13 protein-coding genes and 2 pseudogenes are annotated in these 18,189 nt (G+C 53.2%); 10 read left to right on the top strand and 5 right to left on the bottom strand.

The window, feature by feature from the left end; all coding sequences use genetic code 11:
• Window positions 1-15 precede the first annotated feature (15 nt).
• Together AC0V6L_RS01630 and AC0V6L_RS01625 are read left to right on the top strand one after the other, a co-directional pair.
• Window positions 16-573: a DUF4199 domain-containing protein gene (locus tag AC0V6L_RS01630; RefSeq protein WP_486152530.1), complete on the top strand. Its 558-nt coding sequence runs from the start codon at window positions 16-18 to the stop codon at window positions 571-573.
• Between the two features lie 3 nt (window positions 574-576).
• A complete protein-coding gene (locus AC0V6L_RS01625) occupies window positions 577-948 on the top strand; it encodes a VOC family protein (RefSeq protein ID WP_486152528.1) in 372 nt (123 codons plus the stop codon).
• A gap of 364 nt (window positions 949-1,312) precedes the next feature.
• Here the strand turns inward: AC0V6L_RS01625 and AC0V6L_RS01620 are convergent, their stop codons facing one another.
• Window positions 1,313-2,254 carry a helix-turn-helix domain-containing protein gene (locus AC0V6L_RS01620; protein ID WP_486152526.1) on the bottom strand — a complete coding sequence of 314 codons (942 nt, stop codon included), beginning with the start codon at window positions 2,252-2,254 and terminating at the stop codon, window positions 1,313-1,315.
• 306 nt (window positions 2,255-2,560) lie between these two features.
• On the opposite strand from AC0V6L_RS01620, the gene AC0V6L_RS01615 reads away from it, so the two are divergent.
• The 6 genes and pseudogenes from AC0V6L_RS01615 (at window position 2,561) to AC0V6L_RS01590 (ending at window position 8,454) form a co-directional block, all read left to right on the top strand.
• Window positions 2,561-4,627, top strand: a complete 2,067-nt coding sequence (locus AC0V6L_RS01615) for a TonB-dependent receptor (RefSeq protein ID WP_486152524.1) — start codon at window positions 2,561-2,563, stop codon at window positions 4,625-4,627.
• A gap of 15 nt (window positions 4,628-4,642) precedes the next feature.
• On the top strand, window positions 4,643-4,930 hold the full coding sequence (locus tag AC0V6L_RS01610) for a hypothetical protein (protein ID WP_486152522.1): 288 nt from the start codon (window positions 4,643-4,645) through the stop codon (window positions 4,928-4,930).
• A 133-nt stretch (window positions 4,931-5,063) separates the two neighbouring features.
• Window positions 5,064-5,870, top strand: coding sequence for an alpha/beta fold hydrolase (locus AC0V6L_RS01605; RefSeq protein ID WP_486152520.1), 807 nt, complete (start codon window positions 5,064-5,066; stop codon window positions 5,868-5,870).
• Window positions 5,871-5,942: 72 nt separating this feature from the next.
• Complete coding sequence (locus tag AC0V6L_RS01600) at window positions 5,943-6,680, top strand: GntR family transcriptional regulator (RefSeq protein ID WP_486152518.1); 738 nt, start codon at window positions 5,943-5,945, stop codon at window positions 6,678-6,680.
• A 568-nt stretch (window positions 6,681-7,248) separates the two neighbouring features.
• Window positions 7,249-7,551, top strand: coding sequence for a DUF1826 domain-containing protein (locus AC0V6L_RS01595; RefSeq protein ID WP_486152516.1), 303 nt, complete (start codon window positions 7,249-7,251; stop codon window positions 7,549-7,551).
• A 188-nt stretch (window positions 7,552-7,739) separates the two neighbouring features.
• Window positions 7,740-8,454, top strand: a pseudogene (locus AC0V6L_RS01590) (IS6 family transposase).
• Window positions 8,455-8,573: 119 nt separating this feature from the next.
• Here AC0V6L_RS01590 and AC0V6L_RS01585 read toward each other — a convergent pair.
• From AC0V6L_RS01585 to AC0V6L_RS01575, 3 genes are all read right to left on the bottom strand, one after another.
• Window positions 8,574-11,258 (bottom strand): RICIN domain-containing protein, encoded by a 2,685-nt coding sequence (locus AC0V6L_RS01585; protein WP_486152514.1) that lies wholly within the window; start codon window positions 11,256-11,258, stop codon window positions 8,574-8,576.
• 297 nt (window positions 11,259-11,555) lie between these two features.
• Entirely contained in the window at window positions 11,556-12,857 is a 1,302-nt protein-coding gene (locus AC0V6L_RS01580; RefSeq protein WP_486152512.1) for an MFS transporter, read from the bottom strand.
• Window positions 12,858-13,067: 210 nt separating this feature from the next.
• On the bottom strand, window positions 13,068-13,514 hold the full coding sequence (locus tag AC0V6L_RS01575; RefSeq protein WP_486152510.1) for a hypothetical protein: 447 nt from the start codon (window positions 13,512-13,514) through the stop codon (window positions 13,068-13,070).
• A gap of 98 nt (window positions 13,515-13,612) precedes the next feature.
• Here AC0V6L_RS01575 and AC0V6L_RS01570 point away from each other — a divergent pair, with 98 nt between their 5' ends.
• Window positions 13,613-15,283, top strand: a complete 1,671-nt coding sequence (locus AC0V6L_RS01570; protein WP_486152508.1) for a winged helix-turn-helix domain-containing protein — start codon at window positions 13,613-13,615, stop codon at window positions 15,281-15,283.
• A 19-nt stretch (window positions 15,284-15,302) separates the two neighbouring features.
• Here the strand turns inward: AC0V6L_RS01570 and AC0V6L_RS01565 are convergent, their stop codons facing one another.
• Window positions 15,303-17,471, bottom strand: a complete 2,169-nt coding sequence (locus AC0V6L_RS01565; RefSeq protein WP_486152506.1) for a TonB-dependent receptor — start codon at window positions 17,469-17,471, stop codon at window positions 15,303-15,305.
• A gap of 157 nt (window positions 17,472-17,628) precedes the next feature.
• On the opposite strand from AC0V6L_RS01565, the pseudogene AC0V6L_RS01560 reads away from it, so the two are divergent.
• A pseudogene (locus tag AC0V6L_RS01560) lies at window positions 17,629-18,027 on the top strand (DDE-type integrase/transposase/recombinase); the annotation flags it as partial.
• Window positions 18,028-18,189 lie beyond the last annotated feature (162 nt).

Here is an 18,189-nt window from a genome sequence, read left to right as displayed (position 1 = left end):
ACCGGGAGGATACGAATGAACACTACACCGGCTAAATTCGGGTTTTGGAAAACAGCGGCAGTATATGGCGGCCTCGCTGGTTTCCTCATCATCTTAACGATGGTGACAGGTTTCTTGACCTTCGGCCTCGATAGCTTTGCCGGATCGCAAACCTTTGGCTTCCTCCTCATGTTCTTTGTCTTGTCGTTAGTGTTCTTTGGAATGAAACGGTTTCGCGATTTCGACCAAGGCGGGGTGATGAGGTTTTCGCAGGGTCTGCTGCTCGGTATCGCCATGTCTCTTTTTGCCGGGATTGCTTATGTTCTTGTCTGGGAAATTTATTTGGCTGCGACGGACTATGCCTTCATCAATCAATACACTGACCAGTTGATCGCGCAGCAAGAGATCAAGGGCACTAACGAGGAAGCGCTGCGCGCCTTCATCGAAGAAATGAATACGATGAAAGACAATTACGCACAGCCAACCTTCAGACTGCCGCTAACATTTCTGGAGATTTTTCCGATGGGATTCATCGTCACACTGATTTCTGCAACCACGCTACACAGCCCCAAATTCTGGGCTCGAAAGGACTAGATTATGAGCATTGGTGCATTTTCACTGAGCTTGTCAGTTAAGGATATCAAGGCGTCTTTAGAGTTCTATCGCGAGCTGGGGTTTGACGAGTTTCACGGCGATATCAAACAAGGCTGGCTGATACTTTCTGATGGACAAACGAAAATCGGTCTTTTCCAAGGTATGTTTGAAAAGAACATGCTGACCTTCAATCCAGGGTGGACATCTGACGCCCAGATCCTGGAGTCTTTTGTGGACGTTCGAGACATCCAAAAGAAAATAAAGTCGGCGGGGATTCAGTGCTCAAGTGAAGCAGATGAAGCAACAAGCGGCCCTGCTAGCTTTATGATCCAAGACCCCGATGGCAATCCCATCTTAATCGACCAACACGTATAAAGAAATTTAGCCCAGAGGCGCGCTTTCAATGCCTTGTTGTCCAGAGTTTTTGACACCTCGATGGCCTGATAAGCCTTCAGTGGATGTTGCGCTTGTATTCTCAGCTAACCCAACGTCCGAAAGTGGGTCGACAGCAGACCAGCCGCTCTCAGTGTCTAAGTAGGACGAGCTGCCAGTCTGCTACAAGCATCGCCCAATTTGTCGCTGATAGGCTGCTTATGGGGGGCAAAGCGGAGGGCGGGATATTGGTTTGGGGGCGTGACGAGTGAGGAATACAGTCTATTCTTAAGGCGTAAGCTCTCAGTGTTTCGCATGATGAAGAGGGCTATGCCGAATTTGTCTTTTCGTATCCAAGAGTGCGCGATCATGAAGCATTTGCCGGATCTAGAAGCGCTCGTTGCCGAAAACGAACCGGTGACTGATGAAAACGGGCGTAAAATTGTTTCTCGAAATTGCCGCGTGAACCGAATCCGCTGCCTCGTGCGATAGCCTCAACGTTATCAGCGGTTTCGATCAGTTTCGATGCAGCCGTTGCCAATCTTCGGTCGAGCACATGGGCCCAAATGCTGTTTCCGATCTCCTTGCGGAAGATACGATTCAAATTGGCCCGCGAAGACAGGCTGTGTTCGCAGACGTCGGCGATTGAGAAGCGACGGGCGAGGTTCAATTCTATAAAGTTCAGCGCCCGCAGTGCTGGCGGGCTTATAGCGCCGACATGGGCTGATCTGCGATTGGGAGTTTCGCTGTACCTGCGAACCGCCAGCGATAAGAAAGAACGGAGTAACTCGTCGACATGCTGCCTCCCCACTGGAAAGCCGCTGAGCGCCTGGCTTGCGATATCGAGGCCTAGATGGGCGATTGTCGGAGCATCGTCTCCCAAGGCCAATCGCCATTGCAATTCTTCAGGCCGATCAGCGAAGATCATGACCGCAGCCTGCTCCATCACGCGAGGCTCAAAATAAAAGCAAACTCCCTCGATCTTGCCCGCCCATTCAATCGACCATTCTGCGCCCGGTGGGTCGAATGCGACCATACCTTTGCGATAGTTGAAGGATCTTCGGTCGAGTTTGCCGGACACTTCGGTAAGCTCAATCGACCGGGTCGGGATAAAGACTTCGAATAGGTCGCGCAGGACTTTCTCGCCGCTGCCAATGCTCGTGTCGACGACAGCGATGGTTGTTGGCCAGGCGCCATCGATCGTGACGATCAATGGCTGCTTCACACCGGTTGACGCCAATGCAGAACTCGTGCGCTCCAGACGCTCGACTATCGGCTCATTTGCGCCGTCCGGACTTCCTTTTCCCACCCGATGCTCCCAATTGGCTCATCAAATTGAGCGTATTTGCGTTATGTCAGCGTGTAATATGTCCGGACAAATTGCGCAATAGTGAGGGGAAGCGCTCGTGAACATCAGATTTTTAGGCAGTGTTTCCGCATTGGCAGTTCTTACAGCAGGAACAGCAATGCCCGCGATGGCGCAGGATGCTGATAAACCAGATGCAGCGAATGAAGACGACTCGCGCGTTATTATCGTCACCGCTCGAAAACGTGAAGAGACGCTTCAAGATGCGCCATTGGCCATCACGGCATTCTCGGAAGCAGAGCTTCAGGCTTGGATGACATCACCGACTTTTCCAAGGCAACGCCTGGTCTTTTTGTTGAATCGTTCAATTCAGGCGTCAACAACAATGCGAGGGTCGATACGACCCCGCGTTTCCGCGGCATCTTCCTGGATAGCGGTAGTCGTCTGCAGCAGACCGCCGCTGTGTTCTTGGACGGGGTGGCCGTGTTCGGCGGTATCCAGACAATTGGTGTGAACGAGCTCCAGCGGGTTGAAGTTACCAAAGGTCCGCAATCCGCATTGTATGGTCGCAACACGTTTGCCGGTGCGATCAACTATGTGACCAAAGACCCAAGCGAGGAACTGAGGTTTGATCTCGACGCGACTGTTGCTACGCGCGACGAATATCGGATTGCTGCAGGTGTTGAGGGCCCCATAATCCCCGGCGTTTTGTCGTTTAGGCTTGCGGGCCGATATGACGATGTCGCTGGTCATTATGACAATTTTGCTGCGCCTGGCGAAAGGCTTGGTGATGAATCGCAATGGAACATCAACGGCACCTTGCTTTTCACCCCCAGTGACCGATTCCGCTTGAAAGTGCGCGGCTCTTACAGGGAACTTAATGACGGTGTTGCCGCACTGATCGGGGGCGCCTTTGGCCCAGCGACGCACAATTTCGGTGGTTTCTTGCTGGACGCCAATTGTAATCCGATCGCAGGTGCTCCAACTGTTCAGCCCAGTTCAAATACGCAATGCAGCCCGGGTGTAGCGCGGACAGGCGCGAACAATCCGCTTGGCGAAGCCGAGCCGTTTTTCGGGCGCACGAATTCCATTTTCCGCGGTACGATCGACGGTGGAGATATTCCCGCAAGCGAAATCGGGATCAACACCGACTTCTCGCTGATCGAAGCATTCCGAAACAACGTAATGAACGATCCGCGCTTTGATCCGGCCACAAATGTGCTGGCGAATGGATTGACCTTCAGTCCATTTGAGAAAGACGATTTCGGCCTCGACCTCGAAGAGATTCGGTTTAGCGCAAATCTCGAATATGAATTAAGCGACGACATCACTTTCGTTGCTCTGGGTGGATACAGCGACGAGGCATTCGGCTTGTTCACCGAACTGGACCTTACCCCAGATAACTCCTTCACCACATTCACGGGCCGAGATATTGTTGATTGGTCGGTTGAAGCGCGACTGCGCGGTACAGCGTTCGAGGACCGCCTCTCATGGTCTGTGTGGGGGAGCTATATCGATGTGGAAGTGCGGGAGCTGGGTTCGATTGCCAGCAACCTGTTCTTCCCAATCGTGTTTGGCGACGGTTTTAGATCAACGCCTTTCGTGTCTGGTGCAGAGACATGGGGTCTGTTTGGCTCGCTAGAATACGAATTGACAGACACGATCAGCGTGTCGCTTGAGGGGCGCTATCAAGAAGATACGATCATCAGCGAAACGGTCAATGAAGCGGTGCCAGGGCTTTCCCCTGCGACGATCACAAACTTCCTGCCGCGTGCCACTGTCCGCTGGGAGCCATCAGCTGACACCACGTTCTACGTGACGTACAGCCAAGGCAATCTTCCGGGTGGGTTCAACCCAGAAGTGGCAGAGCTCGACGATGCCGCTCTGCAGGATGTTCTTTCCCGGTCACCCACGGCGTCATCAGTATTTAGCGAAGAGAAACTCGAAAACTACGAGTTTGGATGGAAGCAGGCTTTCGATGGAGGCGATGGCTTTATCAACCTCGCCGCATTCTACATGAAACGCTCTGATGAGATTTTCGTCGCACTTGAGACCGCGCCGGATAACCGACCCGGTGCAGCAAACCCTCGCCGCACAGTTACTTTCTCAGGCAATGGTGCCACCACGAACATCCTCGGTATTAAGATCGATGCGAGTTGGCGAGTTTCGGACGCGTTCACAATCGGCGGATCATTCGCATATATCGATTCCGAGATTACTTCTTTCCCCGAGGCGGGCGGCACAGACAGGTTTGGATTGGTCTTTGGTCCTAACGAAAGCCCCGTTGGCCAACAGGCGCCAAAATTTCCGCCACTTAGCTTCTCTTTCAACTCAACCTTGGAGCAGCCGCTTAGCCTTGGTCCCTTTGACACGTGAAACCTTCGTCAAGACATGTTTTATACTGGCAAATACTACACCAGCAATGCGAACCTGACAGAAGTTGAGCAGGCCATCGACCTGAACCTGCGCACCGGCATTAAGAGTGCGAACACGACTATCGAAGTTTTCGTAACAAATTTGCTCGAAGAAGACGCGCCTGTCTCTGTCCAGACCTTCGCAGATACGAGCTTTGATGTTCGAACAGCTCCTGGTGGATTTTTTAACTTCAACGCGATTGGCAATCGTATTGGTCTGAGAGATCGTCGACAGTTTGGTGTGCGCTTGCTCCAATCCTTTTGACCTTTGCCGCAATGAGTTTCTCATCCGACGGCAACCGGCCAACTGAACACTTTTAGGCAGTTTGCATCGGATGAGGGTCTCTCAAACCAACATAACTCGCAGGCACGTTCTAGCCGCGTCGACAGGAGTGCTCGTGGCAATCACAGGATGCACAGGATCGCCTACAACCAAAGGTCTAGTTCAAACAAAAGACGGCGGTGGCCAGATCTTTGTTCTGGTCCATGGCGCCTGGCACGGTGGATGGTGCTGGAAGTATGTAAAAGAGGCGCTTGAGGGAGAAGGGCACCGCGTATTCGCACCGACCCTCACCGGTCTAGCCGAGCGCAGCCATCTCCTCGATGCGTCGGTTGGCCTTGATACGCATGTCCAAGACATCATCTCGCTTATTGAGAGCGAAGATTTAAACGACATAGTGTTGGTCGGCCATTCCTATGGCGGGATGGTCATAACTGGTGTCGCCGATCGGCTGAAGCATCGCATCAATCACATTGTCTATCTCGATGCAGGCACGCCGACTGAGAGCGGACAGAGCTTTTTGGACTATGGACCGGACTCTAATCCGGAAAGCGTTGCAGCGGCTCTGGAACAATTACGCGCGCTTGCACCCGACGGGATTGCAATGTTGCCATTGCCGCCCATTGCGTTTGGCATCCCGCCAGCGAATGCCGAAGCCACCGCATGGGTGGAGGGGAAGCTAACACCGCACCCCCTCAAAACGTGGACTGATCCGCTCACATTGGAAAATGGCGGCTCTAGGGGCCTCGCAAGAACATTCATTTTGTGTACCTCACCGCCGCTCGAGAATTCCAGCATTGGAGCAGCTGCCCGGTTAATCCGAGAGGATCCCAGCTGGCATTACATGGAATTGGAAACGGGCCATGATGCTATGATACTTGCGCCCGAAGAGATCGCAGGCATTCTCATAAATGTGGGTAGCTAAACCACTTGGCGAAAGCCCCACTGAATACCGAAAAGCGATCGGCGTCTCCCTCGGCCTTTTTGAACTCGCCCAATGACGAAGTCGCGTTTTCGCATCATTGCCTCAGACCTGCGAAAGGCGATTACGGCTGGTAAGCTGAAACCGGGCTCCAAGCTCCCGACTGAGAGCCAGTTGTGTGAACAGTATGATGTTAGCCGCGGCACGTTGCGCAATGCGCTCGCGCTCCTGAGATCTGAAGGACTTATTGATCCAAGGCAGGGCGCCGGTACAACGGTCAGCGCTACAGGTAGGCGCAAGGGGATGTTGCGCCAACCTACTGGCAGCTTCGACGATATTCTCGCTTATGCGACCGGTCGACAAAGGTCGTTTCAAATCTTGCCACCGCAGCAATTGCCCGAAGACATCCAGCAGTTGGCCGGGATCAAGTCGACATCGAAGTGGATTGCACTTTCCGGTCAAAATGTTTCGGATGATCGATCGACCCTGGTCGAGGCGACTATCGCCTGGATCCCAAGACGGCATAGCAAGAATGTCGATAAGCTCGACTTGGCGAGCGACACATTGTTTCGGCAAATTGCTGACTTTGAAGGGTTTACAACGACCAGCATCTCGCAGTTCATACAATCAGTAGAGCCCGAATTGTGCCCCGCCAACATTCTGACTCAAAGGCCGAAGCATCCGGTTCTTCGAGTGGTTCGATGTTTTAGGAACGAGAAAAGCAACGTGTTCGAGATTTCTGCTAGTTATCACTACGACGCGCAGTTCTCTTTCACGACAAATTTCGATATTATGTCTGGAGATCTGCATTGAACAAATTTGCCAGAATTACTGAGCGAAACATGCGCAGTGCTTCTCGAATTCACCTTCAATCCAGATCTGCTGCAATTGGGTCGTGAGCCGAACGCCGGGTTCTGCAATTTAGCTGTAACAAATTGGACGTTCTGCGTTCGGTCCGAATACGAGCGCCTCTATTTTCGCGTATATTGGCTTTGGCGCAACTGTCGTTCGTTTGCTGCTTCCGCCGAGAAGCCAACGTTGAAGTGCGAAGTTTGGTTACAACCGAGACCAGACTCGTCTAACTGTATGTTACGTTGTAATTTTTGGTCAAAGTGAATGGTTTGAGTGTTGGCAGTACTTCAATCCCCAGCCACGTTGTCCGCAAGCCCCGATGTCCTTCGCTACGTGCTCGATCCGGCCTGCATTCTGGTAGTTTGGCTGTCTGGCAATCTGGAAACGCAGGCCGCAGTTTGCGCTAGAGAATATATTGTCGGATGACCTTTGTGACATTCGTTTCAAAGTCGCCTCTAGGTCGCTGCGTGAGCGCCTTCAAGAAAAGCTTGATGAGGCGGGATATGCGGGCGCTGTTTAAAGATATGAATTGATCGATGACATCGCGGTCTTGGCAGATCACTATTGCGCCATTCCTGGCCTCGCCGAACCGGAACTCAGGCTTGAAGTCGTCACGACAAACTCCTGTCGCAAATGGCTCTCTCAACAAGATGCCGACCGGGCAAAACGAGGTCATGAGCCTCTGAATATCAACTCGATGTTTCAGGGCGACGTGGGCATTTTCAAAGGTAAAGTCGCTACAAACGCAACAACCATCCGTCGCTCTCCTCCGATAAGTGGGGTCAGCGAAAGACGCCTACTTCTCGCCCTCAACCATCCTGATCATAGCTGACATGGCGGGTGGCGCAAAGATTGATCGGGCAGCAATCGGTGTTAGTCCTATTTGCGTGGCGCATAGCGCCGTTTTTCCAATGCCCGCGATCAGCGCGCTGTTTTTCGAATCTCTGGTGGGTGCGGAGTAGGCGCTGTCAGGCCAACTGTACTTTTTGCGGATTGAGATGGCTGGGATAGGGCAGTTTGATACCCAGACGCCGCATATCGCGCAGCCCTTCTAAACGCCTTAACTCTTCTCCCGAAGTCATTCGACTTATTGTGATGATGTATGTCCGCTTTCCACTTTCGCTTCGGGACGTCGAGCATCTGCTGGTCGAGTGCGGGATCGACATCTGCCATGAAACGGTCCGGCTCTAGTGAAATAGGCTCGACCCGATGTTCGCAGCAGATGTGCCGCGCTAGCGGGCAAGTCGGATGCGCGGCATTCGCCAATGGAAATGATATCTCGATGAGGAGTTTGTAAAGATCGACGAGAACATCCATTGCCTCTGGCGAGCGGTCGACCAAGTGGCGAGATCCTAGAAAGCTACGTCACCAAAGCGCGCGATAAGAACGCGGCCTTGCGTTTCATTAGGAAAGCGCTGAAACGCCAGGGATATCCCAATGCAATCACCACTGACGGCTTGAACTCCTGCAAAGCTGCGATGCGCGAACTCGGTAACATCAGAAGCAGGAAGTGGGACGATAGGCTAACAACCGGGTGGAAAACGGTCACCTGCCCTTCCGACGAAGAGAGCGAGTGATGCAGCGTTTTCGGAGGATGAAGTCCTCACAGAACTTCGCCTCCGTCCACGCCAACGTCTACAACCGTTTCAGTTCTGATCGCCACCTCACCGATAGACAAACTTACAAGACGACTCGCTCCGCTGCCCTGGCGCAGTGGCAATCGCTCATGGCTTGAAGAACGGCGAGGATAGGCGGCTTCGAGTCTAGCGGAGACGAGTTCGCGTTAGACTGAAAGTACCCCTCAATCACTAATCTGTGCCATAGACCCTGACCGGTTACAGTTTGAGGCAGCGATTACGGGCGGCCCGGAATGTGCCACAGGGCCCCTTTTTCAGCCGGTCCAATATAGTCTACTTCCAGTTTGCCGGCTTCAAGATTGAGATATTGATGCTGTTTGGCAACGTTTTCGATGCGGTAAAAGCTGCCATTCGCATTCTCCAATTTCCATAGGAATTGGGGGTTATTTGTCACACTCACACCGCCTCCTCTGATCTGCAAACCTGCATTGCCGATACCAACATATGCTGGCGATCCGTATGCCATGCTATAAATCAGGACGTTATCGCCAACCTTTTTGAATTCCCAAGTCGCAAATTTGTCCTTCGGTTTGGCGTTAGCTGGGTTCACCTGGAACGAGAATTGATAGACGAGAAATGCGTTCATATCATCGGCGTTTTGGATGTAGGTTCCATTTCCAACCGCTGCGGATTGATCGACGAATAGCGGAGAATAAAAGAACCCCTGATTGCCGCCTGTCGCACCGACATTGTGGCCTTTTTTGAAGTTCGGATAATCCTTTTGCACTGGCACTGCAAAATTGCCGTCGGACATCATGCCAAATGAATATTGATCCAGCGCATTATCCTTCCACGCCTGTTCAATCTCTGCAGGTTCAGCCAATTTCGCATTGTTTGCAGCGGCCAAGGCTTTGGCTTGGACAAGCTGAACGCCCGGCTGTGCCTGAAATCTAATATCAAAGGTGCACTTACCAGCGGCAAGGATTGCCCCAACGGGACAATCCAATGTCGGCACTTCGAATGTGACCAGACCCCGGTCGGCTGGTTCTGCAACCAAGTTCTTTAGCAAAAGCGTGAAAACCGTCGATTTCTCCGCATGGGTTGGATCAGGGCCCAAAACCTCATTGACCGAGTAAATCGAATAATTGCGGGCATCAAAGGTCAGCGAATCCTCGAACAACTTGGTTTTGATGATTTCGGCAAGTTCCTCTCCCAAGGTCGCCGCAGCCATTACAATCATCCCGACGAAACCGACAGCCGAGCCAGCGACTTTGGTTCCTGCCTGCACCCCGATTTTAGTGCCGACTTTCGTTCCGATTTTAGTTCCGATTTTGGTGCCGGTTTTCGTGAACATTCTTTTGAATGCTTTTTTGAGCGAGTCTTTGGAAAACTTCTTGAACGCCTTTTCCGCAGCATTCTGTGCTGCTTGGCGTGAAACCGGATCAGCGCCCGGTTTGAGCATAGCCTTCACACCGGCATCAGCAACCGCTTGGAATTTTAGTCTGGCAAGCTCACCAGCCAAAGCTGGCGCTCCGGATGCCACGCCAATAGCAGCGCCAAATGCTGCGCCGCCACCAATCCCGGCCAGAGTGGAAACGGCCGTGAAGTCCTCCCTGACCAAGCTGACGTCGGAAAAATCGGGATAATCAGGGGAGTTCTTTGCTCTGAAAACCTCGATCACATTGGCCAATGCAATCCGCCCTTTGCCGCCAATATACATCGGATTGCCGCCATTGGTGACGTCAAAGCCCGAAATGCTTGGTCCCGCTGTTTTGAATACCGACAAAGCTGGATGACTGTATTGAGGGTTCGGATCGACCCACGCGATGTTTATGCCATTGATAGTGCTACCCGAGCTGCTCTTTCCTACATGCTGGTTCCATGCATTCAAACCGCGTCTTGCAGTCAAATTCGCGTCGCAACCAGCCCAGATTTCAAAGCGGCGTTTGAACGATGCTTGGGCAGCATTCGGGTTTGCCGCGACCAAAGCTTCCCAAGCCTCTTCAACCATGAACGGGGCAAATTCCCAGCGAAGTTCAGGGTCTGCTTGCAATTTTGCGAACAAGTCAGCGTAGGCAGCTTTGCCTTTGGCAGGCCCCTTCCGCGCGAGCAGTTTATCAGCGGCTGCCTCCAACATTGGCCGCTCGGGGCCATTCCATCCATCATACATGAAATTGCCCGAATAGGCGCACCGATCCAGCGCTTCATCGACAAAAAGCTGAACCGGTTGCGGCTCACCTTGGCCGGGCAGGGCAGGGGCAACGGCGGCCGCGTAGATCGGTGACGGGCAGACACGGCGCGTGCCTACGATCCAAGGGGTTCTGTTTTCCGGGCAACCCGTAAAATTATATGACCTTTTCGACGGGTCATAGTCGCTCACACAGAACCAGCCTTCGCGCGGGGTCTTGATGGGATATTCAGGTGCCGCACAAAAGATGGGGGCTTCTTCTACAACAGGTTCTGGCGCGGCATTATTGGTGATTGTGGCCGTGGCCATGATGATTTCTTGAGGTGGCTGGGCGGGCGCGGGCGCGGGCGTATCCGAGGGCGATGCCGCATCGACATAGAGGATACCCTTTACCAAAAAGCTCGGCAAATCAGCGCCGCGAAAATTCACACCTCGATTGGTCAGTCCAACTTTGTTCTGCACGGGTATCGCGTGAGCTCCATCAGCCATTTTATAAGCTGCGCCCGTGTGCAGCCCCAGTTTCTCCCACGCGGTTTCAACCTCTTCAGGAGTGGCAAGCCGCCAATTGTTCTGGGCCAGGACACGGTCAATTTCTTGAGGGTCGCTAACTACCATTTGATGCACTTTGACTTCGGTGTGACATCCGCTTGCATCTTTGGATATTTGGCCTGTGGGGCAGTCGGTATAGGTCAGGGTTCCTTGAGCCAATTCTTGCTGGGCATGGGCTGCAAAAGGAAAACTGACACCGGCCAGCAACGCTGCCGATGTCGCCATCACAAAGCGCGATTTTGAACTCGTGGTTGAATGGTTTTTAAGCATTAGAATTATCTCCCGGAATTGGATGGCCTGAGGCGAGTTGCTTTTGTGAGCCACAAAAATGATTGAAAAAATTGTTCGCAGGCCAGCTGCGAACTTGCGGCTGAAAACACACGGAAACCGGGGCAAACCTCAGCGATCGGGGCTGGAAAACTGCGGTGAATGCAACCGCAGTTTTCCTCGCTGCGCTGGGGGCGTGAATGCATCGCCCGCCGCCGTATCGCCTGCTGTTATAGAGGGTGCTTGCCTCGTGTTTCATGAAGGCACCAGCACTTCGCTTGCTTCATTCGTATCGACGGGCCGCCTGCGCAATCGCACAGTCATCAAGATGATGCAGGTCACGGCAAAAATTCCCGCGACAATGAAATACATCATTTGCGGATTGCCCATTTCATCTGAGGCCGCCGCGATTGCGTTGCCAAGGGGGCGGCCGAAATTGCCTGCCGCCATGAAGATCGTAAACTGGGTTGCTGCAACAGCGGGATCGCATAGCCGCATAGCGATCGGCACGATCGCCACCATTAGCAAAACTCGGACGAGCTCAATCTCCCAGAAAAAGACAGTGAGCAGAGTGTGATTGTCCCAGAAGCCTACCAAAAGACCAAAGCCGGCAAGGCTGAATACTGCGACCACACTGCCAATCAGAGTTGCTCGCTGCGCTCCGATTTTAGAGACCAACCAGCCGCCAATGATCATTACGAAGAGGCCTGAGGCCAATTGCGCGCCAGAGATGGTGTTGGTGTATTCGGTTTGGGCCCAGCCTGCTGTGCCTGTTGCTAAGCTGGGATGATACGCCTCTGCTATTCCGGGCATTGCGGAATGGGCTAAAATCACAAAGGCTGCCAAGAGGCTCGCAGGGGTGATCATCGCTTTTCCGCTTTGGATCAAAAGCGGTTTCCACGCGTCAATTTGCAGTGCGATATTGCGCGGATGGGCTGTGCCTTGCGACCATGGAAAGCGCTTTTCGTCCTCGCGCTCCTGCACGCATATTCCAAAGACCAGGACGCATCCCACAACGCCCGCGGCCACTAGATAGCCCGCTGCCACGCCGTAGTGAGCGATTAATTGACTGGCTGCGTATGTGCATCCCGCAATGCCCAATGTTTGCGCACCGAACATTATGCCCGCGGCTTTGCCGCGCTCATCCTCCGGCATGATATCAACAGCAAGGCTGTCGATGGCAACGTCCTGAAATGCGGTGCCGGCATTGGACAGGAAACCAAAGGCAGAGATGAGCCAGACCTCACTAGCATCGGGAGAAAACACTGCCCCGAGCAAGAGAATGGCCACAATTGTGGATTGCGAGGCGATGATCCAGATGCGCCTGCGCCCCATCGCCAGATAGGTGTATCTGTCCATCACAAAGCCGACGAAGAACTTTAACGTCCACGGCAGAATGGTTGCGGCCAGCACCCCTGCAACCGCGGCCGTCGATGCGCCATTGGATGCGAGCCAGGCAGGGATAGCGTATGCAAAAAGGCCAATCGGGACCCCTTGCGTAAAATAGAATAGGAATACGGTTAGCAGTCGCAATTTTGTGCTGTGCTCAAGGATCATTTTTGGCCACCCCATTGGCCTGCGCGTCCAGCCCTTTGGCTCGAGCATTCAAAACAGCCGTTTCAGCTTTGGATGGGAAATTCCGGCAGGCAGCCGGGTCGCTAATCTGCCTGCCGGAATTGAATTGCCGCGGTCCTATTGGCTCAGTGCAGGCCAACAAATTGACCGGCACTGAGCACATTTGTCGCAGCAGTTGATTTTGAGCAGCTTTTAATCGTCGAGGAGCTTCACTTCGCGAAGCAGCGCGACGCTCTGAATTTTGCGAATTTTGTTGTAGAGCTCGATCACGGTCTCATTGCCCTGATCGATGTTCGCTTTTCCGAAAGCTTCAAGGAATGCGAGGTAACGCTCTTTATTCGGCTGAAGCATTTCTCCGCTCGGGAAAGTGATCCGCAAAACCATGTTATAGTCTTCTTTGTAAGGGACCATATAGATGGCAAAGCTGGATATCACGCCTTGCTCTTGCTGAATTTTATTCGCTGCAACCCAAGTGCTTTTCAGCCCTTCGACATAAACTTCTTCTTGCCCCTGATCGACCTGAACAAAAGTCAATTCGGTGACCTCTTCAGCGGGCTCCCAATTTTCGTAGATTTCCATCTGCGCCGCGGCGGGAGCCGCCAATGGTAGAGTGATGGCCACGGTTGCAGCCGCCAGCATAGTCTTGAACTTCGTCATTATGTCCCCCTTGGTTAGTCGAGGAGATTGCATCTGCCACCGCGACCTAAGCTGCGTCCTGAGGAAAATATGATTTTTTTATGATGATCGCCGTTGCACCGCAGCAGCTTGTCAAATACGCTCGCGGTCAATCGCTCCTATCAGGAGGCGGATGGAGCATTCGTTTGCCTGACACACTCACATTGCCGGGCTCGTTCCAAATTAGCGGCGCGCTGGTAAAACCGTCTCAATTAAGCATCGAAGATGGCCCCGCAATTGTGCGCATGCAGCCAAAAGTCATGGCGCTGCTGGTTGCGCTTGCTCAAAAGCCGTATGTTCAGATTAGCCGCGATAAGCTCATCGACACGATCTGGAAAAACGATCAGGGAAGCGATGAATCGTTAACCCGGCTTGTCTACCAATTGCGCACCGCCTTTAGATCCTTCCCTAGTCTCGCCGGCAGTTTGCGAACGATTTCGAAATCTGGCTACATGTTGGAAGCTGAGGTTACTACAGGTCACAGCTTGGGATCAGCCGCAGTGCCCGAATTTGATCGCGCAAAAGACGCGAGCAAGGAATACAATTTCACGATCGCGGTTGCAGGCATTGTTGATCAAGAAAGCCGCCAGCAAAACGATTATCTTGTTGACGGATTAAGCCGTGATTTAACCCGGCTGTTGGCTGCAACCCCAATGTTGAGTGTTGTCCCGCAAAGCTCTGTGATCGCATTGTCAACGGCAGAGCCAAGTCTGAAATCTCTAAGCGACTTGATGGCCTGCCGCTTTATCCTAACTGGAAGTTTTCGCCGCCAAGATGAACGGATTTTGCTGCGGTTTGAACTGGCTGATATGCTGGATGGCGCGCATTGCTGGTCAGGCAAGTACAAATCCCTGCTCGACGAATTCTTTGAGGTTCAAAACGATGTCCTCTTGAATGTCTCAATCGCAATTTCGACGAGAATACGGTTCCCGCTTGAGCCTGCGACAGCGCCGGCTCGTCCGTTTCGCAACAATGTCTACAAGATATTGCAAACCGCAGAAACGCTGCGCCACAGTTATGGGCCCAAGGCGGCTCAAGACATCGTCGCACTTGTGCGCGAAGGCCTTTTGATTGCACCTGACGATGCGCAATTGAACGCGGCGCTGGCGGTCCAGTTAAGCCAAAATGTTGTCAGCCAATGGGAAGCGGACCCTGAGAGCGCGCGTTTGGAAGCGCACGAAGCAATCGCTGCGGCATTGTTGGCAGAGCCCAAAAATCCCGAAGTTCTGGCGAGCGCTGGCATTGTGAACACGATGTTCCACCGCCCCGATGAAGCGATCCGATATCTGCAAGAAGCAACGTCGCGTGATCCTAATAATGCCCATGCGGATGCGGTTCTGGGCTGGCAGATATGTTTGCGCCAATCCGACCCAAAAGGGATCGCGCATATAAAGAATGCTGAACAATGCGCGCCGCATCATCCCCGATTTGGCCTGTGGGCGACATACCGCGCAACATCCTATCTCTTCATGCTAGATTATAAATCAGCCATGTCCGCTTGCGAGGAAGCGATCGCGCGCACGCCCAATTATTATCAGCCACGCTTGTCGCTTGCATGGTCACTTATCGGGCAAGGTGATGAGAAAGCTGCGGCAGAGGCAGTGAGGGCAGCCGAGCGTTTTGAGGGAGACGCCATTGTGGCCAAGTTTGTTGAGGAGATGAAGCGGTGGTCAGCCAATTCGCCCAACGCAAAAGCGTGCAAGGAAGTGCTGGATCAGTTATTCGCATTGTGATGAGCGTACGGCTAAAGGCTCAAAAGCTCTTGGCAACCTCAATCGCCCAGCGTGCAGGTTCATTCAGAGCAGCATTGGGAAATGCCCCTAAAGCAGTCACTTGCGCGATGCGGCGGTTATCAAAAACGTTTTGACCGTTCAAAGATACGCGCAAATCGCTTGGGATGTGATGGTAGGAAATCTGCAATCCCACTTCAGAAAAACCATCGCCTGAATAAGTGCTTTGTGTCTGATTGGTTTCAAGGAAGAACACGCGGCTTTGATAGCGGTAGGCCGCTGAAACCGACAGATCGCTTTGACGACCCAGAGCGAACTCATAGACGGCTGATGCGAACAATTGGGCGGTTGGCGCACGGCTCAATCGGTTGCCTGTGATGTCGGTTTCAGCCAGAGGTATCGGTGCGCCAATTGGAAACACGAGGTCTTCTGGCACGGCAGGGATTATCCCTTGTGTGAACCGCGTATCGAGCCAAGAAGCATTGCCAGAAATTGTGAGCCCGCGTGCGGGCATCAAGGCAAATTCAGCCTCTGCGCCCAAAATCCGGGCCTGGGCAACGTTCGCAATATTGACCCCGCCTGTGGGCACCGGGAGCCTGACTTGGAGGGCAGAATAATCATACGCGAAAGCGCTCAGATTGAGCCGGACTGCATCTTGCCAGAACTGGGACTTTACGCCGATCTCGTAAGCATCGACCCGTTGCGATTCAAATTCTGCTGCAAGGCCGAAGGCGTTAAATCCGCCGCTGTTAAAACCATGCGAATAGCTGGCATAGGCAAAGACACTGTCTGTAAGCTTGCCTTCCAATACAAACCGGGGGGAAAACTCATCAAAGCTTGCACGGTCTTCAAACAAAGGAGGTGCCGCGATCGGTGTGCCGGGCGCCAATGTCTGCCCTGGAAAGACCGGAGCGCTGCCCTCGTTTAAAGTGGTTACGGAAAGCCTGTTGGTAAAACGTTTGGTTTCGCGCGAATATCTCCCGCCCAAAACAAGCGCCACTCGCTGCGTCAGCGCCACTCTGCCCTCGGCAAAAACAGCGTAGGCATTGACCGTTTGGGAAGCTTGGAACTGCGCCAATGTACCAAGGCCAAAGAAGCCGCCGAAATTCCGGATGCGAAAGAGAAGATCGTTTTCTTCGCGGAAATACAGCGCTCCTGCTATCCAGGAAATACTGCGATCATCGGGCGATGAAAGCCGAATTTCCTGACTGAACTGTTTGTTGTCCCCAGACCCCTCATTGTTGATGAGCTGAAGCGGCGTGCCGTCCGAATCTTGTGCGGCATCAAATTCATACCGGCGAATGGCGGAAATCCAGTCAATCGCTACGCCGCCAAGGTCCCAATGCGCTTTGACGTTAAGGCCGCGGTGGTCGCCGTTATAGAAATTGGGATCGTTCGATGCAAAAATCCGGTCTTCCAAAACCCTCTTAAGATCGGGGCGAATGACAAACGGGGATGCTGCCGCTGGATCGGACAAATCCGCCACGGCAATTGTCCCCGGCACTGATGATTGGGAAATTGCATCGCCGATAATATCGAGCGTGAAATTGGGCGCAGGCGTGATGCGAATGGATGCTCTTGCAAATCGGTCTTCAGAACCCCCGACGCGCGATCCGTCAACCGGGTTGGTGCCGTAACCATCCTTGTCCCAAAACCCGCCCGCAATGCGAACCGCGATAAGGTCCTCGGCAACAGGAGCATTTATAGCGCCTTCTACGCGGTAATTGCCGAAACTGCCAACAGAGGCGCTGACATGGCCAGACCAATCGGGGGCGGGCTTTTTTGACTGGATTGAAACAGCGCCAGCGCTGGAATTGCGCCCGCGCAAGGTTCCTTGGGGGCCGCGCACAACCTCAACTGCGTCAAGATCGAAAAGAGCGGCGGTGGAAAAGCCCAACCGGCCCAAATACACCTCGTCAAGATAGACTGCGACAGGTTCATCAGCGAAGAAATTCCCGCCGCCATTGGCCCCGCCAACACCGCGTATAGACAGCGGAGCTGCGGCGTAATTCACGCTTTGCGTGGTGACTAGGCCGGGCACTGTAGCGGGGAGGTTTTCAAGCGAGTCAACGGCGTTGCGAGCCAGAAAATCAGCAGACAGACTTGTTACCGCGACGGGCACAACTTGCCGATTTTCCTCACGCCGCTGCGCTGTAACGGTAATGGTATCGAGGCGTTCGGAGGTTTCCAAGAATGTTTGAGGCGAAGATGATTCCACCTCTTGAGCTAGGATAGGGGCACACCCCGAGCCTAACACGAACAGCAAAGCAAACTTAAAAGTCGATCGAAATTTGCCCATGCCGCCCCCATTGTAAGCGGCGCTTACGGCAAATTCTCCTCGTGGCAAGATGATTTTCATCATTCGCTTGGTGGTTATGATCGATGTTCGGTTACCTGTCTCATTGCGCAGCGTTAAGGATCTGCTGGCTGAGCGCGGGATCGACATTCGCCATAAAACGGTTCGTTTTTGGTGGAACAGGTTTGGTCCAATCTTCGCCGCCGACACTAAGCGTCAGCGGATCAGTAGGCTGCGCGGCTTGCGTCACTGGCGCTGGCACGCCGATCAGGTTTTCGTAAAGATCAATGGCGAGACCTATGATCTATGACGAGCGGCCGATCATGAAGGTGAAATGTTCGAGAGCTATGTCACCAAAAAGCGAGACAAAGAAGCCGCTTTGCATTTCTACAACAAGACGCTGAAGCATCACGCAAAGGCTGATAACATCGTCACAGATGGTCTTAAATCCTAACCTGCGGCGATGCGCAAGATTACTAGAACTGCTGCTCTGCCACCCAGTCTGTGACTTTCCCGGCATGCGAGAACAGGCGCGCTGAAACTCCGCAGTTTTGAGGGGTTTTGCAGCTCTTTGGGTGCCTCACAGAGCCTTTCTCCGGGATGCTGACAGGTC

The sequence above is a fragment of the Erythrobacter sp. JB1-15 genome, assembly GCF_057365035.1.
Note: the sequence above shows the minus strand (reverse complement) of the source record. Positions and strands in the feature narration are given on the sequence as shown.